Here is a 19,275-nt window from a genome sequence, read left to right on the forward strand (position 1 = left end):
TCATAAATATTTAATCCTAACCTACTCCTTTTTATAGATACTTATATATTATTTAATACTTTTCCTATGTTCTCTCCAAAACTTCTACATCTATCTAATGCCTCGTCATCAGGATTCCACATTTCTCTTATTCCATCATTTATTATTTCAAATCCTGCTTTATTTAATTCTTCTGTAATGAGTTTAACAGATTCTCCACCCCATCCATAGCTTCCAAATGCTGCAGCTTTTTTTTCTTTAAATCCAAGTCCTTTTATCATTTCTAATATTGATGCTGTGGATGATAACATACCCCTGTTTATTGTTGAAGATCCAACAAGGGTTACTTTTGATTTAAATACTTCTGTTATAATATCATTTTTATCATTTTTTGAGGAATTAAAAATTTTTATTGCAACATCTTTATTTATTTTCTTTATGCCTTCTGCTATAGTCTCTGCCATTCTTCTTGTACTATTCCACATGGTATCATAAATTATAGTAACTTGATTTTCTCTATAATTTTTAGCCCATTTTATATATTTATCTACAATTTGAAGAGGCTTTTCTCTCCAAATGACACCATGACTAGGGCAAATCATATCAACTGGTAGATTAAAACTTAATATTTCCTCTATTTTCTTTATTACTAATGGACTAAAAGGTGTTAAAATATTTGCATAATATTTTATTGCCTCTTGTAATAATTCTGAACTATCAACTTTATCATTGTACATAAGTTCTGATGCATAATGCTGTCCGAAAGCATCATTACTAAACAACATGTTTTTACCGCTTAAATAAGTAAACATACTATCTGGCCAATGAAGCATTCTTGCTTCAATAAATGTCAACTTATTTTTTCCTATTTCTAAAGTATCCCCTGTTTTAACCTCAACAAAATTCCAATCTTCATGATAATGAGCTTTCAATAACTTTGCTCCATTTTTAGTACAATATATAGGAGTCTTTGGAATTTCTTTCATGAGTTCAGGTAATGCTCCACTATGATCAATTTCTGAATGATTTACAATAATATAATCAATTTTATCCAAATCTATTTCCTTTTTTAAGTTAGAAACAAATTCCTTTGCAAATGGTTGCCAAACAGTATCTATAAGTACATTTTTTTCATCTTTTATTAAATATGAATTATAAGATGATCCTTTATATGTAGAATATTCTTCACCATGGAAACTTCTTAATTCCCAATCTATTTTTCCAACCCAAGTAACCATATCATTGATTTTAAATGCCATAATCATTGTCCTCCCTGATCGTATATTTTTAAATAATATATTATTTTTAAGGTTTATATATTTAAATATATCTTGTTCTAACTCTACTAATTTTTTATATGTTACCTCAATTTTTTTACAAACATCCTTAGAAACTATATAGAACAATATAGTTAGTATATCCTTATTGTGTCTAAAAAAACTATTTATATCATTTAAAAATTAATTTTTGTATTAGACTTATTTATTAAAATTATTAAGCTTCATCTAAACATACATCATGGGAAATATGAAAATACCAAGAGTATTTAGAATTATTACTTGAACAAGTATAAAAATATTGGATAAAAAAATCAGAATAAATACACTAGATGGATATAAGAATAAAATCATATAAATGAGGAAATTAAAAAGGAATAAGGTTTTTCAATATTTTTCTTCAATACTTTTTCAAGCTTTGAAAATTAATACTTCACCTTATTCCTTCTACCCTATTTTTTCTATATTTAATGCTCACTTTTTTATTGTTTCACTTTAATTTTACCTTACCTTTTCTACTACTTCTTCTCTAACTTCTTCAATGCTTTTTATTCTTATTTAAAAATTTGATGTTTGATAATAAACTACCCCTGATATTTATATTTTCAACATCCTATTACTTTACCTTTATCACTTCATTATATTTCATGTATAAATAATCCGCTTCTTAATTTTGGTTCAAACCAGGTGGATTTTGGTGGCATAACTTTATTATTGTCTGCTATTTTTATTATTTCTTCTATGGCTGTAGGATACATGGAAAAGGCTACCCCGTTTTCTGTTTTATCCACTAATTCTTCTAATATTTTTAATCCTCTTATACCACCTACAAAATCTATTCTATTGTCCTTTCTTGGATCTTTTATTTTAAGTATTGGTTCTAATAAATTATTTTGTAATATAGCAGCATCTAGTGATTCTACTTCATCCTGAGCATTAAATGTATTTGGTTTTGCGGCTAACACATACCATTTATTTTTATAATACATACCAAAATTATATTTTTCTTTAGGTCTATATTGTAAATCTTCTGAAGATATTTTTTCTAGTTGTTCACTTTGCAACTCATGCTCTACTTCACAATTTTTTATAGTTTTTTTATTTTCTAATTTAGGGTTGTACTCTCTTACTATAAATTTTTCTTCTATTTTATTTATAAATTCTTCCTCTGTATAGTATAATGTATCCTTTACCACTCTATTATAATCCATTATTTTTAATTCCTTATGTGGGAAAAGTACACCTAAAAAATAATTGAATTCTTCTTCTCCTGTGTAGTTTTTATTTTCTTCCCTTCTTTTTAACCCTACTTTTACTGCTGAAGCTGCTCTATGATGGCCATCTGCTATATAGACTGAAGGGATAGTTTTAAATATATGGCATATTTCTTTTGTAGTATTTTCATCATCTATTTGCCATACTGTATGTCTAACCCCATCCTCTGCTACAAAATCATATAAAGCCTTATTTTTAGTACAGTTTTCTATTATAGTATTCAATTTTTCTTCATATTTATAAGTTAAAAATATAGGTCCTGTATGAGCACTGCAAATATCTACATGCTTTATCCTATCCAGTTCTTTTTCTTCTCTAGTGTGCTCATGTTTTTTTATTACATTATTCATATAATCATCAATAGATAAACAACCTACTATACCTGTTTGCACATTTCCATTCATATTAAGACTATAAATATATAACATTGGTTTTTCTTCTTTTATAAATAGTTCTTTATTTATCATATTATTCAAGTTTTCTCTTGCCTTATCATAAACTTTTTGATCATAAGGGTTAATATCTTTATTTAGATCTATTTCCGCTCTATCTATATGTAGGAAAGAATAGGGGTTTTTGTCCCCTATTTCCTTAGCTTCCTCAGTATTTACTACATCATAAGGTAATGCTGCTATTTTACGTTCAAATCCTTTATTCGGTCTTATTGCTCTAAATGACTTTAATATGGTCATGCTTTTCTCCTCCTATATTAAAAAAATTATCTACTATATCTACTATTTCTTCTCCTATTCTCATCTGAGCTTCTTTAGTAGATGCTCCTATATGAGGTGTTACACTTACTCTTTCATGACTTATAAGTTCTTTTTTTGGTTTTGGTTCATTTTCAAATACATCTAAAGCTGCTGCTGTTACTTTTCCATCATTAAGAGCTTTTAAAAGAGCTTCTTCTTCTATTACTCCACCTCTAGCACAATTTATTATATAAACTCCATCTTTCATTATATTAAATTCTTCTTCCTTTAATAAAGCTCCTCTATCTTTATTGAAAGGTATATGAACAGATATAAAATCTGAATTCTTTAATAAATCCTCTAAAGTACAGCATTTAAATTCTTCATATTCTTCACACTTGCCTGCTATATCATAATAAATTACATTCATCCCTAAAGCATTAGCTCTTTTAGCAACTTCTCTAGCTATTCTTCCAAATCCTATTAAGCCTAAGGTTTTTCCATATATTTCTGTTCCTTTATACTTTTTCTTTTCCCATTTCCCTTCAAGCATAGTGACATTTGCTGTATTTATAAATCTACTTATGCAAAGCATGTGTCCTATAGTTAATTCTGCTACAGATACACTACTAGCTTTAGGTGTATTAAAAACAATAACACCTTTTTCTTTAGCATATTCTAAATCTACATTATCAAGCCCAACACCTGCTCTTACGACCAATTTTAGATTTCCTTTTATTCCTGCATCTATTATTTCCTTGTCTACTTTAGTAGCTGATCTTATTATAATAGCATCAAAATCTTTTATTTTATCTTTAAGCTCTTCTTTTTCAAAATGTTTATCTAATACTACAAATCCCTGTGCATTTAATTTATTTAAAGCATTCTGCTCCATTCCATCAGAAACTAATATTTTTATCATAAATTTCATCCTCTCAAATATATATGGGTAATCCCATTAATCTTTTTTATTTTTCTTATTTTATAAATATAATTAATTCATTTTATAATTCTTCATATTTTGAAGTACAACTGCATTATTATTTAACTTATAAATCAATAACTTATTTTAATTCCTTATATATATAATTATAATTTTATTATTTTTTAAATTAGAAATTATAACTCTATTCTAATCCTAAGATATCATTTATATTTTCTAATAATTCTTTTATATCTTTTAGTGTGCATTGTCCCATGTGAGCTATTCTAAATCCTTTATTTTTTAATTTTCCATAACCATTAGATATTTGAAAACCTCTTTTACCTAATTCTTCATTTAATTTTTTAATATCTATATTTCTTGTATTTTCTATATTAGTTAGGGTATTTGATAAATATTTTTCATCTCCATAGATTTTAAAGTATTTTCTAGCCCAAGCTCTTACATACTCTGCCATTTCTATATGTCTTTCGTATCTATTTTCAAGGCCTTCTTCCAATATTTTATCTAGTCTATAATCCATAGCAAACATATGAGATAAAGAAGGTGTAGATGGATATTGATAGTTTTTCTTTTGTATATATTTATAAAGAGAAAGTAAATCTAAATAATATCCTCTGTTAGTAACTTTTTCTGCTCTTTCTACAGCCCTTTGAGAGAATGAGCAGATAGCCATTCCTGGTGGTAATGCTAATGCCTTTTGAGTAGAGGTTATACATACATCTACCCCTAGCTTATCTACTTCTATTTTTGTTCCTGCCATAGAGCTAACACAATCTAATGACCATATTACTTCTGGATATTTTTTTATTACTTTGCTTATTTCTTCTACTGGATTCATAATGCCTGTAGAGGTTTCATTATGAGTTATAAAAATAGAATCATATTTTCCTGTAGCTAACACCTCATCTACTAATTCTGGTTTTACAGCTTCTCCCCATGGCACTTCATATAAATCTGCTGGTACATTATTTGCTACAGCCATTTCATACCATCTCTTACCAAAGGCACCTATAGCAAATACCGCTGCCCTTTTAACTGTAGTACATCTTATAGCACCTTCCATAAGTCCACTACCAGAAGATGTAGATAGTAAAATCTCCTCTTTTGTATTAAAAACTTTTCTTAATTTATCACTAATGTCTTTCTGAAGAACTGAAGCTTCCTTTGTTCTATGACCTATCATAGCCATACTCATTTTTTCTAATACATCTCTTTCTACTTCTACCGGTCCTGGAATAAATAATCTTTTATGCATAATAAATATCCTCCTCTTAATTTGAACTATATTTTTGAATGTTTTTTCAATATTCTGAACTATGAATTTATAGTATATTTTTCTTTTACTATTAAAGTACTTATTCAATAATATACTTCATACTACTTAATTTGTTTTTTATATTTTATTTTAAAGTTATGCATTATTAAAGTAAAATCCTAAGAAAAATATATAGAAATCTTTTTTGAGAATACAAAAAGAGTCTACCGTCCCTTGGTAGGGACGATTGACTCGCGTTGCCACCCTTATTAATCATATAAAAGATTATATGATTCTCTCAAAAATATAACGGTTTTAACCGTATTGCTCATCGCAATTACCTCCGAGGTGGATTCACTAAAATAACAGTATCAGTTTTCACCAACCACTGACTCTCTTTAACCTATATTTAAGCTACTATTCTCATCATGGGCTAATATGAATTTTTAAATGTGTTAAACCTTCATTTTTCTCTATTATAAATTTTATTTTATGAACTGTCAACGATAAGATTTTATAATTTTTTATAAAATTTTATAAATCCATAATATATTATAATTTTATATAGTATACTATATAAAATTATTCTTAAATAACAAAATCATATCCTGCTACAAATACCAATTCACTTACCTAAGCCCTTATTACCTTTAAGTAACATCTTTATTACTGAATTTTAAAATATTATATGCCTTTACAGAAAAAATTTTATAAAACTTCTACATAAATTATAAATTATTATTAAAAATATATTTAAATAAGCATAGGTATGTTTAAGTGCCTTAAATATACCTATGCTCACTTCTTCTAATATTTATTATATAATTACTTTTTAGTAAAATTATTATTAATTTCTTTTATTATATTCCAAGTAATATTTTAGCTATACCAAAGTAAATTAAAAGTGCTACTGCATCTACTATAGTTGTAATTAATGGGCTAGCCATTATAGCTGGATCTAACTTTAATTTCTTAGCAACTATAGGTAATATTCCACCTACAACTTTTGCCAATACTACTGTGAAAAATAAACTTATGCAAACTGTCATAGATACCATAAAACTTACCTTTTCTATAAAGTATACTCTTAAAAAATTAACTACTGATAAAGCTATACCTACAACTACACTCACCCTAAACTCTTTCCACATAACTTTAAATATATCTTTAAGCTTTATTTCTCCTAATGCTAAACCTCTTATAACTAAAGTTGAAGATTGTGAACCTGAGTTTCCACCGGTATCCATTAACATTGGTATGAAGGATGCAAGTATAACTACAGATTGAAGTACATCTTCAGATTTTCTAATAATATTTCCTGTAAATGTGGCTGATATCATAAGTACTAAAAGCCAAATTATCCTATGTTTTGCTAATTCAAAAACTCCTGTTTTTAAATACTCCTCTTCTGAAGGCTCCATAGCTGCCATCTTATGAAAATCCTCTGTGTTTTCTTGATCTATTATATCAACTATATCATCTATAGTTATGATACCAACTAATCTATGTTCTTTATCAACTACTGGCATAGAAACTAAATCATATTTTTTAAATTGATTAGCAACATATTCCTGATCATCAAAGGTATTTATAGAAACATAATTTTCTTTCATAATATCTTTTATTAATACGTCTTTATTGCTTAATATAAGTCTTCTTATAGAAGTAATCCCCTCTAATTTTCTGTTTTTATCAATAACATAACAAGTATTTATAGTTTGCTTATCCACACCAGTTTTTCTTATACGTTCTATAGCCTGTTCTACAGTCATTTCTTTTTTCAAGTCTACAAACTCTATAGTCATTATGCTTCCAGCTGAATCTTCTTCATATTTTAAGAACTGGTTTATAAGCTTTCTTTTTTTATCATCTGTATTTAGTAAGATCTTTTTAACTATATTAGCAGGCATTTCTTCTAATAAATCAATAACATCATCAAAATATAATTGATCTATTATAGTAGTCATTTCCTCATGGGTTATAGATTGTATTATATATTGTTGCATATCATTGGACATATAGGAAAATACATCTATTTCTATATCTTTAGGTAATAATCTAAACAAAACTAGCATATTTTTTTTATTATCTACTTCTTCTAATAAAGTAGCTATATCTACACTATTTAGTTTCAAAAGTTCTTCTCTAGCTTCTGAATATTTTTTCCCGTTTATAAGTTCTAGTATTTTTTCCATTGTGGTTCCTCCTTTAGGCACCACAAACAAAACCTTTTATATTAAATTAATTTTAGTTTTTAGAGTACAGTTTTCATTAATAAGCATTATATAACTAAATCAACTTTTCAAATATAAATATAATATTTATACATGAATTTATAGTTTACTTATGAAATTTAGGCCTAAACTAAATAGAAAGGCTTTGTAACTGTGGTACTTGCTATTTATTGTATTAAGTTCCGATTTGGGTTCATAAGGTCCAGATTCCACAACTACCACCAACCTTTCTTATCAAAATATTATTCGCCTAACACTTATTTGTTTAACTCATACATTATAACACAAAAATCTTATATTCTATAATTTAAGAATATTTTTATTTTAAATATAATAAAACTCCCTTAATTTATTCTTATGCTACATTTATATTTTGGTTAACAGTATCTATAAATAAAAAAGTTGCTAAAGATACTTTAATAATCATCAGCAACTTTTCTTAAACCTAATAAAATTTTTATTTAAGCTATATTTTTTAAACTGTTTTTTATAATATTTATTGTGTCCTCATATGCTTTTTGTATGTATTTTTCTGGTTCATCATATTTAATCTTATTCTCTAAATCTTTTCCATTAAATTTTTCTAACCCTTTATATTTATATTTTATTTTCATATTATTTGAATCAACTATTAGTATATTTTTATAATTATTATCTTTTAATATTTCTATAGGCAATTCACAATTTATATCTCCTGTAATAAAAGATTTACTCTTAACTCTATTATTAAATATACTAGGTTCTGCCACTGAATTTAATATAACTTTCTCCATATAATTACTATCATAATTGTTTAATTTAAATACTGATTTTCTCATAAAAGGCAACTCATAGCACCCTAAATAACAATCCATGTTAAAATCATTCTTTCCTACATTTGTATATTTATTATTTATAATTTTTAGCATATCGCTCCAACTTATCATGCCTTCCTCAGAAATCTTTCTACTCCATATATGTATTTTTTCATTTAAACTCTTATTCATAGTATGCATATTCAAAATTTGATAAATTTCATCTTCTTTAATATGTATTCTTTTTATATTATTCATTAAAGTACATATATATTTAAATGAATTACAATCTTTTTTCCCAAACATTATAGCACTTAATGATCCTAACCCATTTCCTGATACTGCCTTAAATTTATTATACATATTATATTCTTCTATAGCTTTAACTACACCTAAATGATAAAAAATATTATTTCCTATAAAAGCTATTGCAAAATCTTTTTCCATATAATCCACCTCTAAATTTATACTATCCTTCATTGTAAACCTTTAGATAAATAATCTATAAATATATATTACCACAAATTTTAAAATATAAAAACAAAAATTGTTATAAAAATAACATCATTTAGCTTAATTATATCTTATTTATCTTAATATTCATTTAAATATTAATAAATTTTTATTATTTTATGTTTATCTTTTAACATTAACAAGGTCTATCTGTAAATAAAATAGATTTAAACTTTTTTAGAGACAGACCTTGTTTCAATTGTATAGTTTTATTTTATATTTATATGTACTTTTAACATAGTAAAAAACACTATAATTAAGCTCATAATTAAAAATATAACATTAAATCTATTATTCTTTTTCACCATTTTTATCCTCCTATAAAAATCAATAGATAAATTAATTTTTATTATTACACTCTAAAGATATATTATATTCGTTCATATACTTTTTCGTACAAAATTTTAATATTTTAAGTAATATAAAACAGTCTTTATGTAAAAAATAAGTTTATCACATATATAAGTTCTTTCAATATTAAAAAAGCTAAAAATACTTTTTAATAAAATAACTCTGATTCTAAAAGAACTTAATAATTTACAATAAGGAGAGATGTTTCATGCCTAAAGATAGTCAACCTGATAATAAAAAAGCTAGAATGGAAAAGTGTAATTATCAGACCCCTATAATTTCAGAAGAAGGAAAAAATAAAATAACTAATAAAAATAAGAATAAAAACAAATAAATTTTTAAAATCAATTTGCCTAATAAAATAATAAAAGGGAGGTGTTTCAAAATATATTTAATTTTGAAACGCCCTCTTTATTACTAAAGACAAATATAAAGGTTTTTATTCAAATAGCGCTATCATATATTTCTGGGAATTCAATTTTTACATTCTGACCTATATTTTTAGTATATATTTCCTTACATTTATCAGCTTCTTTAACTCTTCTAGAAGGAAGATCAAATATTATTTCTGTACCTTTATTTTCTTTACTATTTATATGAATATTTCCTTCATGCATATCAATTATAGATTTAACTAAAGCAAGACCTATACCACTACTACAAGTTGTTAAATCATATTCTTTTCTATTAGATTGTACAAATCTATTAAACACATTCTTTTGCATATTTTTAGCTATGCCTATACCATTATCTTTAACAGAAATAATAACTCTATCTTCTTTATCTTGTACAGTGACTTGTATACAGCCTCTTCCACTTTGTTTATATTTAACAGAGTTTGATATAAGATTTAATACAACTCTTTCTATCATATCCTTATCACAAGCTATAATTTTTTCTTCTGTATCTGTATCAAATATTATATCCATATCATTATTCTCAACATATGTAGAAACAGATGTAACTATATCTTCAACTAAACTAACTATATTATTATTATTTAATTTAATTTTGCAACATCCAGATTCGATTTTATTGGTATTAACTATATTATTTACAAGTCTTAAAAGTCTGTAACAATTTTGTTTTATTACTCCAATATATTTTTCAATAGTGTCTATTTTTTTATTGTCTAAAGCCATATTCATAACCTGAATAGCAGAATATATAATATTTATAGGTGTCTTTAAATCATGGGATATATTAGCATAAAATTCAGCTCTTTGTCTATGTTCTACTTTGTTTTTTTCTAACTCTTCATATAATTTTTTATTTTCTTGTAATAAGATATTATTCTTAATAGATATACTTACAAATTCTTCGTCATTTAAGTTTAAAACAAAGCATCTTAAATCTACCTTCAATATTTCTCCATCTTTTAAAATAATTTTTTCATTTAAATAAGTAACACCTGTAGAATTTTTTATATTATTTATCTTTAATAATCCTTCTTTATAAAATTTCTCTTCTAAATAATCATATATATTTATATTATTAAAATTTATGTTCTTTTTAATTTTTATAAATTTTTTAGCTTCATCATTCATAAAATAAATTTTTTCATCTTTTAATATTATTATAGGCGAAATAATATTATTAATAAAATTTTTATATATTTTTGTTTTATTATTATACTTACTGTTAAATTTATTTTTAAAATTTTTCATATCTCTACTAGAAAATCCATACAATATATTATTAGCTATTATTCCCTCTACCATTGCAATATTAAAAATACAAAAAGATTCTAAATCTGATTTAACATGACTTACATAAATAAAAACAATTACCACGTTAATTAATATAAATCTTATGGGTAAAAATTTCTTTATAACTTCCTGTTGTTCTTTAATAATTACAGTACTTATATTTTCCATTTCCCCACTCCCCTTTTAATATATGCATATTTTTACATTATATATAAATAATTCAACTATTTCTATTATTTTCCTTTTATTGGTTTTAAAATTTAAAATAAATTAACATTTTGTTTCTAATTTATTTATTATCTAAAAAAAGAAAGGCAAGAGCACTTTAGCTCTTGCCTTCTTTTATTATAATATCCTTTTTTTCTTTAATGCAATCATAGCAATAATTTATAATTTGACTTCTTTTTATTATTCCTATGAATATATGATTATCATCTACCACAGGAACAAAATTTTGATTTATTGATAAAGATATTAAATCCTCTATTTCAGCATTAATATGAACAGGCTTATTATATGTATGCCTTGGAACATCCTTTAAACTTATTTTATTTGTGTCATTAAAACTTATATATGGAGTATTTTTAATTTTCCATAACATATCTCCTTCAGTTAAAGTGCCTACATATTTACCATTATCATCTATAAGTGGAATAGCTGTATACCTATGATATTCCATTCTCTCTAGTGCCTGCCTCATTGTACTATTTTCATTTTCATAAATCACTTCTAACTTAGGTGTAAGAAAAAACGCTATATTCATATATATTCCTTTCTATAATTTAGTTTTATATAAGAAATATATTCCCCCCTTTAAACTTGTAAAAATAAAACCATTATATATATTTCTATATAAAATAAAAAAATCCTATATGATAATATTATATTCATTAAAATTTAATAAATATATATTTATCATTTACATTTATATACTTCGTGCTAAATTATAGTAACTTAATATTTTACCTTTATTATATAACATATAATTTTGAGTATCTATATCTTAAAATATATTTAATTTTAGGACAATCTCCTCTATATTATTTTATATCCAGTATGTTCTATACAATTTTTTATATCCATTTCATTTGTAGGCTTATCATAGCCTACCTCCACAGTACCTCTAGCTAAATCTATAGCAACTTCTTGAACACCCTTAACCCTGTCTAAAGCATTTAATAATCTAGTTTTACTTTCATTATTTGCCATTCCTGATACATTTAAATGTAAATTATTCATAAAAATTCCCCTTTCTTTTTGATTCTATATGTTTATTATTTTCTTTATCATTGAAAATATTTATAATAAAACAATTTAAGTTTAAAATATTATATTATAAATATTTTTATGTAGTATAATATAGTAAAGAAACTTTTAGCTATAAACTAAGGAGGCAAATAGTTTGAAAGAAGCCATAATAAATATATTAAAAAATAGTTCTCATACATTTATATCTGGACAATATATTAGTGATAAATTAGGTGTTTCAAGAACAGCCATTTGGAAATATATAAATGGGCTAAAAAAAGAAGGTTATAATATCGAATCTGCATCCAAAAAAGGATATAGATTGATTTCTTGTCCTGATATTTTAACCTTTGAAGAAATTGTAAGTCTATTAAAAACTAAATTTTTGGGTCAAAATATTATTCATTTTGATTCTATTAATTCTACTAATGACAAAGCGAAAAAAATAGCCTCTTCTGAAAATGACGGTACAGTAATAATATCTGAGGAACAAACTCTAGGAAAGGGTCGATTAGGTAGAACTTGGTCCTCCTCTAAATTTAAAGGTGTCTATATGTCCATCATACTAAAACCTGATATAAACACTATGGATGTACCTAAAATAACTCAAGTAGCCGCTGCTGCTGTAATAACAACTTTACTTAATAATAATATTAAAGCTTATATAAAATGGCCTAATGATATTATAGTAAACAATAAAAAGGTATGTGGTATTCTAACGGAAATGAGCGGAGAAATAAACAAAGTAAATTATGTAGTAGTGGGTATGGGCATAAATGTAAATTGTGAAGAAGAAGATATACCAAAGGATTTAATTTCAAAGGCAACATCTTTAAAAATAGAAGATAATAAAGAATTTAAAAGAAATATTTTAGTTGCAGACATATTAAATAATTTTGAAAAACTATATACAGAACTTATAGAATATAACAATATAGATACTTCTATAGAAATATGCAAAAAAAATTCTATACTAATTGGCAAAGAAGTTAGAATAATAAACAGAAATAAAGAACGTTTGGGAAAAGCTGTGGGTTTAAATTCTAATGGTGAACTTTTAGTTCAATTTGAAAATGAAGAAATAAAACCACTAATCTCTGGAGAAATATCTGTAAGAGGAATGAATGGATACATATAAGGGTAATGCTACCCTTGGTTTAAAAAAGGGATATGTGGTTACAAGGGCAACTCACTTCAATAAGAGATTCTAATCTTGTTCAAATACCTTTTACACCACATATCCCTATCTTTTTAAACCAAGGGAAGTTAGCATAACTTTTTGAAGATATTTATATCATTGTACGCACATAAAAAATTTTTAATTATTTATATTCTTTTCAGTAAAGGCTTCAAAAAAATTTTCGATAGAAAATTAATGCGGTAGCATGTCAAGAGACTATATTTTTCATAAGATTTATAATGCATGAACTTACAATTTAAACCATTTACGGTAGCAAACAAATTTAATCTTACAGTCTTTAAATTAATGATTAACTTAGTGGAATAATTATAATTAAAAATTTTGTGTAAAGGAGCGAAACAAAATCATCCTTTTGTAGGTTTTTATTTCAGCAGGAAATTATTATAACAACTTTTAAAGGTATTAAAACAAGAAATACTTTTAAAGAAAATAGATATCTAAAAAAATAATTAGAATGCTTTATTTGTGAACTAATATTTAAGCGTGAAGTAAACAGGACGTGGCATTAGAGCGTTAGCTTAAATATTAGGGCACAAATATTAGTATTCTTTATTTTTATAGCTATCTATTGACTAAAAGTATTTCTTGTTTTAATTCTCACTCTTTAAAGGTTGTTAGGTAGCAATTTCCTTATATTGTGTATATGAAGGATATCAGTATTGGTACTAAGGAACTTAGTATTACCCCATTTATAAAGGATGCTATAGCTACCTCTGGGGATGTGTTTTTTGATATTATAGGTAATGTGGTGTCCATAGATGTGGCTCCTGCTGGAGCTATGGCTGTAAAATGATTTAATTTTTTTGCTAGAAATGGTATTGTAATTACTGCTATTATTTCTCTAAATACATTTGTTAAAAATGCTATGGTACCTATTTGGGCACTTTCAAGACTAGTAAGCATAACTGCAGATAAACTATACCATCCAAAACCAGCAGCTATAGACAAAGCTGATTTTATAGATAATTTAAAAAACATTGCAGTTATTATTCCCCCAGTAAGACTGCCTATTATTATTGATAGTGGTATTAAAAGTACTTTTAATCCATTCCTTTTTAAGTCCTTTATTAGATTTTTGTTACTTCCCACATCGATACCTACAAACAGAATAAGTAAGTTTAAAGCTATAGTGCTTATAAATTCTATATTAGGAATAAGGGTTTCTGGAATAAAAAAATATCCGCATAAAGCACCTAGCAATACAGATAAAAACATAAATAAAGTCAATTATTCCTCCCCCTTTTGCAAAAATCTCTTAGAAACTATATAAAGTATTATTATACTAAATATAGTTGTAGTTATTGCAAATACTATAGAAACCTGTCCTATATTTTTTATATCTTTTACTACAGATTTATTAGCTCCTATGGAGGCTCCCATAAAAAATAATAACGCAAATACCCCTATTTGCTGTAAAATTCCATTTATCTTTTTACCCTTTTTAGAAAACTCTTTAAAGTATCCTATTAACATTCCTAAAAATAAAAACAATAATATAGCCCACATAAAATACCCCCTATAAGGGAATATCTCAAAATATATTTTATTTTGAAACATCCCCATATAAATCACAATATCTTTTTATTTTTTCTTCAAATTCTATAAGACTTATATATCTACCTTCTCTTAATATTTCTTTCCCCTCTATATAAAATAAGGTAGTTGGAACCGTAAATATATTATATCTTCCGGATGTCTCCTTAAAATTATCTATATTTACATTGAAAACTTTTATATTATATTTTTCTCCAATAACATTTATTTTATCTTTAAGGATAGTACAGACATTACATTTTTCATTTGATGAAAAATATATTAACACCATAGAATTGTGTTTTATTATATTTTCTACATAATCTATATTCTTTATTTCCTCCATAATAATCTGCTACCTCAAGCTTTCCCATTCTCTTCTTAAAATGCCATACATATAAAGATCATATCTTTTTCCATCTCTATGAATAAATTCTCTATAGGTTCCTTCCTTTTTAAACCCTACTTTTTCATAAAGTTTTATAGCTCTATGATTATATTCTAACACTGTTAAATGAATTCTGTGAAGATTTAGCTCTTTAAATGCAAAGTTTAAAACTAATTCTGTAACCTGGGTTCCATAACCTTTTCCTCTAGCTTCTTCCTCTCCAAAACCTATATAAAAGATAGCTGTTCCATTATTCCATACTATATCTTCAAGACCTGTTAGACCTATAATCTTGTTATCTTTTATATTTCTTATAGCAAATACATAACCATACTGTGATTTATAGGAACTATTTATAATTTCCTCTACTTGCTCTTTATTTTTAGGGAATGCTGATATTATATCGTAATGTCTTAAAAAATTTACATCTCTATACCAGGAAGCTATAGTTTCTATATCGTCTTTTTCAACAGCCGTAAGCTTTAAATTTTTTCCTACTAAAAGAGAATCTATAGACATAAATCTCATTCCTTTCCTTAATATTTTGTATATTACATTATGCACAGTTTTCTTTTAAATATTTTATAAATACACTACCTACAAACAAAATGTAGTATCTACCTTTATATAATCTGTCTTTCTCTTTCTTCCCTACCACTACATCCACAGTTACAGCATATATCCACCATATATTTTTTTTCAAAATCTAGGGGTGAATAGGACAATTTAGCTTTTCTTAGTCCTTCTATTCCTAAATCTTGTTCCCTATTTATTATAGGTATATCACTAAAATAATTTTCAACGAAAGCTTTATTTACAAAGGTATAAGCCCCTCTAAGATCCTTATTAGCTTTTTCTATGTGTATAATAGCCATATTATCACTAAATTTTTCTCCTATACTAAACCCTGCAATTTCTTCGTCTATATATAAAGCCATACCTTCTAATCCTAAAACATCCATGTTACAGCACATATCTCTTATGCTTTGAAGCTCATAAAGTAAATGTTTATCCTTTGTATCATTTTTTTCATACCATAACTCAGCAATTCTTAAACTATCTTCTATAACTCCTTCTTCTGTAAAATCCTTTATATCATAGTTATAATTTTTTATAAAATAGTTATAGTGATTCTTCTTGCCATGAAGCTTTTTACCTGATAAAGTTATAAGTTTTTTATTCCCATATAAATAATCAAAGTTATCTCTATCCTCTTCTACCATTATATTACTATAAATTTCTTCATCTTTGTATAGATTTTTTAATTCTTTAACAAAATCATATCTTAAATCTTTAAAGAGATATTTAATGCATTTTTCTTTTTTATAATTCATTAAAGTTTCTATTATATCCTTTAGATTTTCTTTTTTATATCCTAAAGGTTGCATAAAATGATATTCATCATTAAAATCCTTCTTTTTAATAATAAGAGTTTCTTTATATATAGCATACTTTATATCTAAAGCCTTTCTCCAAATATATAAAGTTGTAAAAGAATACTCGCAATTTAAAAAATCATATGGTTTTATATAGCTTTCAAATAATTTTTTATCATTAATAGTTAATCTTTTAAAATTTAACACACTATCCCCTCTTTTAATAAATATATTTATTTCCTAGTAACTTACTCTACTTTAATATTAAAAAAATAACCCTTCGAATATTTATTATTGAATAAGAAGGGTTATCTATTTATATTATACTTTCATTACTAATTTTTTGCAACCTTATCTATATGAATTTATATTCTTTTAAAGATTAGATAATCCAAAGTAAAACTCAATTCAGATGAAATCTTTACTTTTAACTAAGTTATAAATTGTAGAATCAAGTGATTCTTGTGCTCAAATGGAGTTTGCTTGTGAGAAATACCCCTTTCCATCTAAGTCTTAGGAAAACTTATCCAGAGGCATATCAACCGTCATCTTCCACCTAAAAATGATAATAGTATTACGGATGGTAGTCATAGGATAAATAATATTTTTTAATTATAATAAATTTTATGCTTAAAATCAAATAATGTTAATATAACAACTAAATTAATACCCCTTTCGAAAAATCAATACTAAAGGATACCTTTTCTCCCATTTGTAATAAATTATTACTATAATCTATTATTTTTATATCTTTATCATTATATTTTACAACATAATAAATTCTATCTCCAGCGTACTTAGAGGACACTACTTCTCCTATACAATTTTTATTCTCTAAATCCTTATATATTTTTATATTTTCTGGGTTTATCATTATTTCTGAATCACCTTGTTTTTTATCCTTTACTTCAAATTCTCCAAAATCACAATAAAACTTATTTTCAATAATTTTTCCTTTAAAATAGTTTCTTTCTCCAAAAAAATTAGCCACTTCTTTAGAATTGGGGGTTTCATATATTTCCTTTGGAGTTCCCTGTTGCATTATTTTACCATCAATCATTAAAGATATATGATCCGACATCATTAAAGCTTCTTCCTTATCATGAGTAACTAATATGGTAGTTATTCCTAATTTTTTTTGTATTTTTAAAACTAATTCCCTTATTGAATTTCTAATATTAATATCCAAACTGGTAAAGGGTTCATCTAAAAGCAAAACTTTGGGCTCTATTGCTAGTGCTCTTCCTATAGCTACTCTTTGCTTTTGCCCCCCTGAAAGCTCCTTTGGATATTTATGTTCCAATCCTCGTAAACTTAGCATTTCTAATATCTTATTTACTTTTTCTTTTATTCTGTTTTTATTTTCTTTCCTCATATTAAGTCCAAAGGCTATATTATTATATACATTTAGATGTGGAAATAACATATATTCTTGAAAAACTATTACTATTTCTCTTTTTTCTACAGGTGTATTTTTTATATTTTTACCACTTATTAAGATTTCTCCTCCATCTTCTTGCAACAATCCTGCTATTATATTTAATGTAGTGCTTTTACCACAACCAGAAGGTCCTAAAAGACACATTAATTCTCCCTTTTCCACTGAAAAACTTATACTATCCAATACATTTTTATTATTAAATATTTTCTTTATTCCTTTTACTTCTATTTCCTTCATTATATATACCTCTATACATTTAAAAATTTATCTATTTTGTAATAAGACTTAATACATTTATTTATAATTAATAAATAAATTAAAGATGTAATAATAAAAATAAGACTAAAACTAGAAGCTATAGTTCTATCCCCACTTTGTATAAAGGGAAACATTACTATAGGATATGTAATAACCTGTCCTCCCCCTATCAAAAAAGTTAAAAAATATTGACTAAAGGATATTATAAAAGTCATAAATACAGTGGACATTATCCCTGAAGAAATCAATGGTAATGTTACATAAAAAAAGCATTGATATCTATTGGCTCCTAAAACCTTAGCTTGCTTCTCCATTTTATCTCCAATTATTTCAAAAATATCTGTAAGCATAAACACTGAATAGGGGATACAAGGCATCAAATGTATTATTATTACCCCTAATATAGTGTTAGCTAGACCTAATTTTAAAAAGGATACATGAATTCCTAATGCCACAGAAACACCAGGTACTATTATAGGGGAGAATATTAATATCTTTATAAAATTCTTACCTTTAAAATTATATATTCCTAAAGCCTTAGCTGCTGGAATACTTATAATTATAGTTACAAAAGTTACTATTGTTGATATTCCTATACTTTTAAATAAAATACTTAAATTTTGAGATTTAGGATCTAATGCATATTTTAATCCTCTTAATCCAAATTCCTTTGGTATAACTAGTGGCCAACTCCAATTTTTTGCAAAACTCCATAGACATAATATTATTATAGGAAATAGGAAGAAAAATGCGAAGCTATATATTATTATATTAGAAATTATTTTTTTATTTTTCATCTATAATA

The 19,275-nt window shown here is 25.4% G+C and carries 18 protein-coding genes and 1 other annotated feature; of the genes, 2 read left to right on the top strand and 16 right to left on the bottom strand.

Features of this window, described 5'->3' with window-relative positions; all coding sequences use genetic code 11:
* Nucleotides 1-41 precede the first annotated feature (41 nt).
* From ACYUEW_RS16385 to ACYUEW_RS16410, 6 genes are all read right to left on the bottom strand, one after another.
* On the bottom strand, nt 42-1,238 hold the full coding sequence (locus ACYUEW_RS16385) for an anaerobic nitric oxide reductase flavorubredoxin (RefSeq protein WP_042385593.1): 1,197 nt from the start codon (nt 1,236-1,238) through the stop codon (nt 42-44).
* Between the two features lie 656 nt (nt 1,239-1,894).
* Nucleotides 1,895-3,223, bottom strand: coding sequence for a DUF1015 domain-containing protein (locus ACYUEW_RS16390; RefSeq protein ID WP_460277347.1), 1,329 nt, complete (start codon nt 3,221-3,223; stop codon nt 1,895-1,897).
* Nucleotides 3,201-4,145 (bottom strand): D-2-hydroxyacid dehydrogenase, encoded by a 945-nt coding sequence (locus ACYUEW_RS16395; protein ID WP_460277349.1) that lies wholly within the window; start codon nt 4,143-4,145, stop codon nt 3,201-3,203. Before ACYUEW_RS16395 ends, ACYUEW_RS16390 begins: the two co-directional genes overlap by 23 nt.
* A gap of 205 nt (nt 4,146-4,350) precedes the next feature.
* Entirely contained in the window at nt 4,351-5,424 is a 1,074-nt protein-coding gene (locus ACYUEW_RS16400) for a pyridoxal-phosphate-dependent aminotransferase family protein (protein WP_460277351.1), read from the bottom strand.
* A gap of 236 nt (nt 5,425-5,660) precedes the next feature.
* Nucleotides 5,661-5,863 (bottom strand) — a binding site (T-box leader).
* Between the two features lie 421 nt (nt 5,864-6,284).
* Nucleotides 6,285-7,619 carry a magnesium transporter gene (mgtE, locus tag ACYUEW_RS16405; RefSeq protein WP_042385350.1) on the bottom strand — a complete coding sequence of 445 codons (1,335 nt, stop codon included), beginning with the start codon at nt 7,617-7,619 and terminating at the stop codon, nt 6,285-6,287.
* A gap of 500 nt (nt 7,620-8,119) precedes the next feature.
* Nucleotides 8,120-8,899, bottom strand: coding sequence for a hypothetical protein (locus ACYUEW_RS16410; protein WP_460277353.1), 780 nt, complete (start codon nt 8,897-8,899; stop codon nt 8,120-8,122).
* Between the two features lie 625 nt (nt 8,900-9,524).
* Between ACYUEW_RS16410 and ACYUEW_RS16415 the strand changes: the two genes are divergently transcribed.
* Entirely contained in the window at nt 9,525-9,650 is a 126-nt protein-coding gene (locus ACYUEW_RS16415) for a hypothetical protein (RefSeq protein WP_003487248.1), read from the top strand.
* Between the two features lie 109 nt (nt 9,651-9,759).
* Here the strand turns inward: ACYUEW_RS16415 and ACYUEW_RS16420 are convergent, their stop codons facing one another.
* The 3 genes from ACYUEW_RS16420 to ACYUEW_RS16430 form a co-directional block, all read right to left on the bottom strand.
* Nucleotides 9,760-11,193, bottom strand: coding sequence for a sensor histidine kinase (locus tag ACYUEW_RS16420; RefSeq protein ID WP_460277355.1), 1,434 nt, complete (start codon nt 11,191-11,193; stop codon nt 9,760-9,762).
* Between the two features lie 157 nt (nt 11,194-11,350).
* Nucleotides 11,351-11,788: a CBS domain-containing protein gene (locus ACYUEW_RS16425; protein ID WP_003487252.1), complete on the bottom strand. Its 438-nt coding sequence runs from the start codon at nt 11,786-11,788 to the stop codon at nt 11,351-11,353.
* 272 nt (nt 11,789-12,060) lie between these two features.
* Nucleotides 12,061-12,264, bottom strand: a complete 204-nt coding sequence (locus ACYUEW_RS16430) for a heavy-metal-associated domain-containing protein (RefSeq protein ID WP_460277357.1) — start codon at nt 12,262-12,264, stop codon at nt 12,061-12,063.
* Between the two features lie 163 nt (nt 12,265-12,427).
* Between ACYUEW_RS16430 and ACYUEW_RS16435 the strand changes: the two genes are divergently transcribed.
* Nucleotides 12,428-13,411, top strand: a complete 984-nt coding sequence (locus tag ACYUEW_RS16435; RefSeq protein WP_043031734.1) for a biotin--[acetyl-CoA-carboxylase] ligase — start codon at nt 12,428-12,430, stop codon at nt 13,409-13,411.
* Nucleotides 13,412-14,104: 693 nt separating this feature from the next.
* Here the strand turns inward: ACYUEW_RS16435 and ACYUEW_RS16440 are convergent.
* The 7 genes from ACYUEW_RS16440 to ACYUEW_RS16470 all read right to left on the bottom strand — a co-directional run bounded on the left by ACYUEW_RS16440 (nt 14,105) and on the right by ACYUEW_RS16470 (nt 19,267).
* Nucleotides 14,105-14,701, bottom strand: coding sequence for a LysO family transporter (locus ACYUEW_RS16440; protein ID WP_042385354.1), 597 nt, complete (start codon nt 14,699-14,701; stop codon nt 14,105-14,107).
* Nucleotides 14,702-14,980, bottom strand: coding sequence for a LysO family transporter (locus ACYUEW_RS16445; protein WP_042385357.1), 279 nt, complete (start codon nt 14,978-14,980; stop codon nt 14,702-14,704).
* Between the two features lie 37 nt (nt 14,981-15,017).
* Entirely contained in the window at nt 15,018-15,353 is a 336-nt protein-coding gene (locus ACYUEW_RS16450) for a thioredoxin family protein (RefSeq protein WP_042385597.1), read from the bottom strand.
* Nucleotides 15,354-15,362: 9 nt separating this feature from the next.
* On the bottom strand, nt 15,363-15,914 hold the full coding sequence (locus ACYUEW_RS16455) for a GNAT family N-acetyltransferase (protein ID WP_043031733.1): 552 nt from the start codon (nt 15,912-15,914) through the stop codon (nt 15,363-15,365).
* Between the two features lie 104 nt (nt 15,915-16,018).
* Entirely contained in the window at nt 16,019-16,978 is a 960-nt protein-coding gene (locus tag ACYUEW_RS16460) for a DUF2156 domain-containing protein (RefSeq protein ID WP_460277361.1), read from the bottom strand.
* A gap of 451 nt (nt 16,979-17,429) precedes the next feature.
* Nucleotides 17,430-18,449, bottom strand: coding sequence for an ABC transporter ATP-binding protein (locus tag ACYUEW_RS16465; protein WP_460277363.1), 1,020 nt, complete (start codon nt 18,447-18,449; stop codon nt 17,430-17,432).
* 11 nt (nt 18,450-18,460) lie between these two features.
* Nucleotides 18,461-19,267 carry an ABC transporter permease gene (locus tag ACYUEW_RS16470; protein ID WP_085333217.1) on the bottom strand — a complete coding sequence of 269 codons (807 nt, stop codon included), beginning with the start codon at nt 19,265-19,267 and terminating at the stop codon, nt 18,461-18,463.
* Nucleotides 19,268-19,275: the final 8 nt, after the last annotated feature.

It is taken from the genome of Clostridium sp. CTA-1, assembly GCF_054768215.1.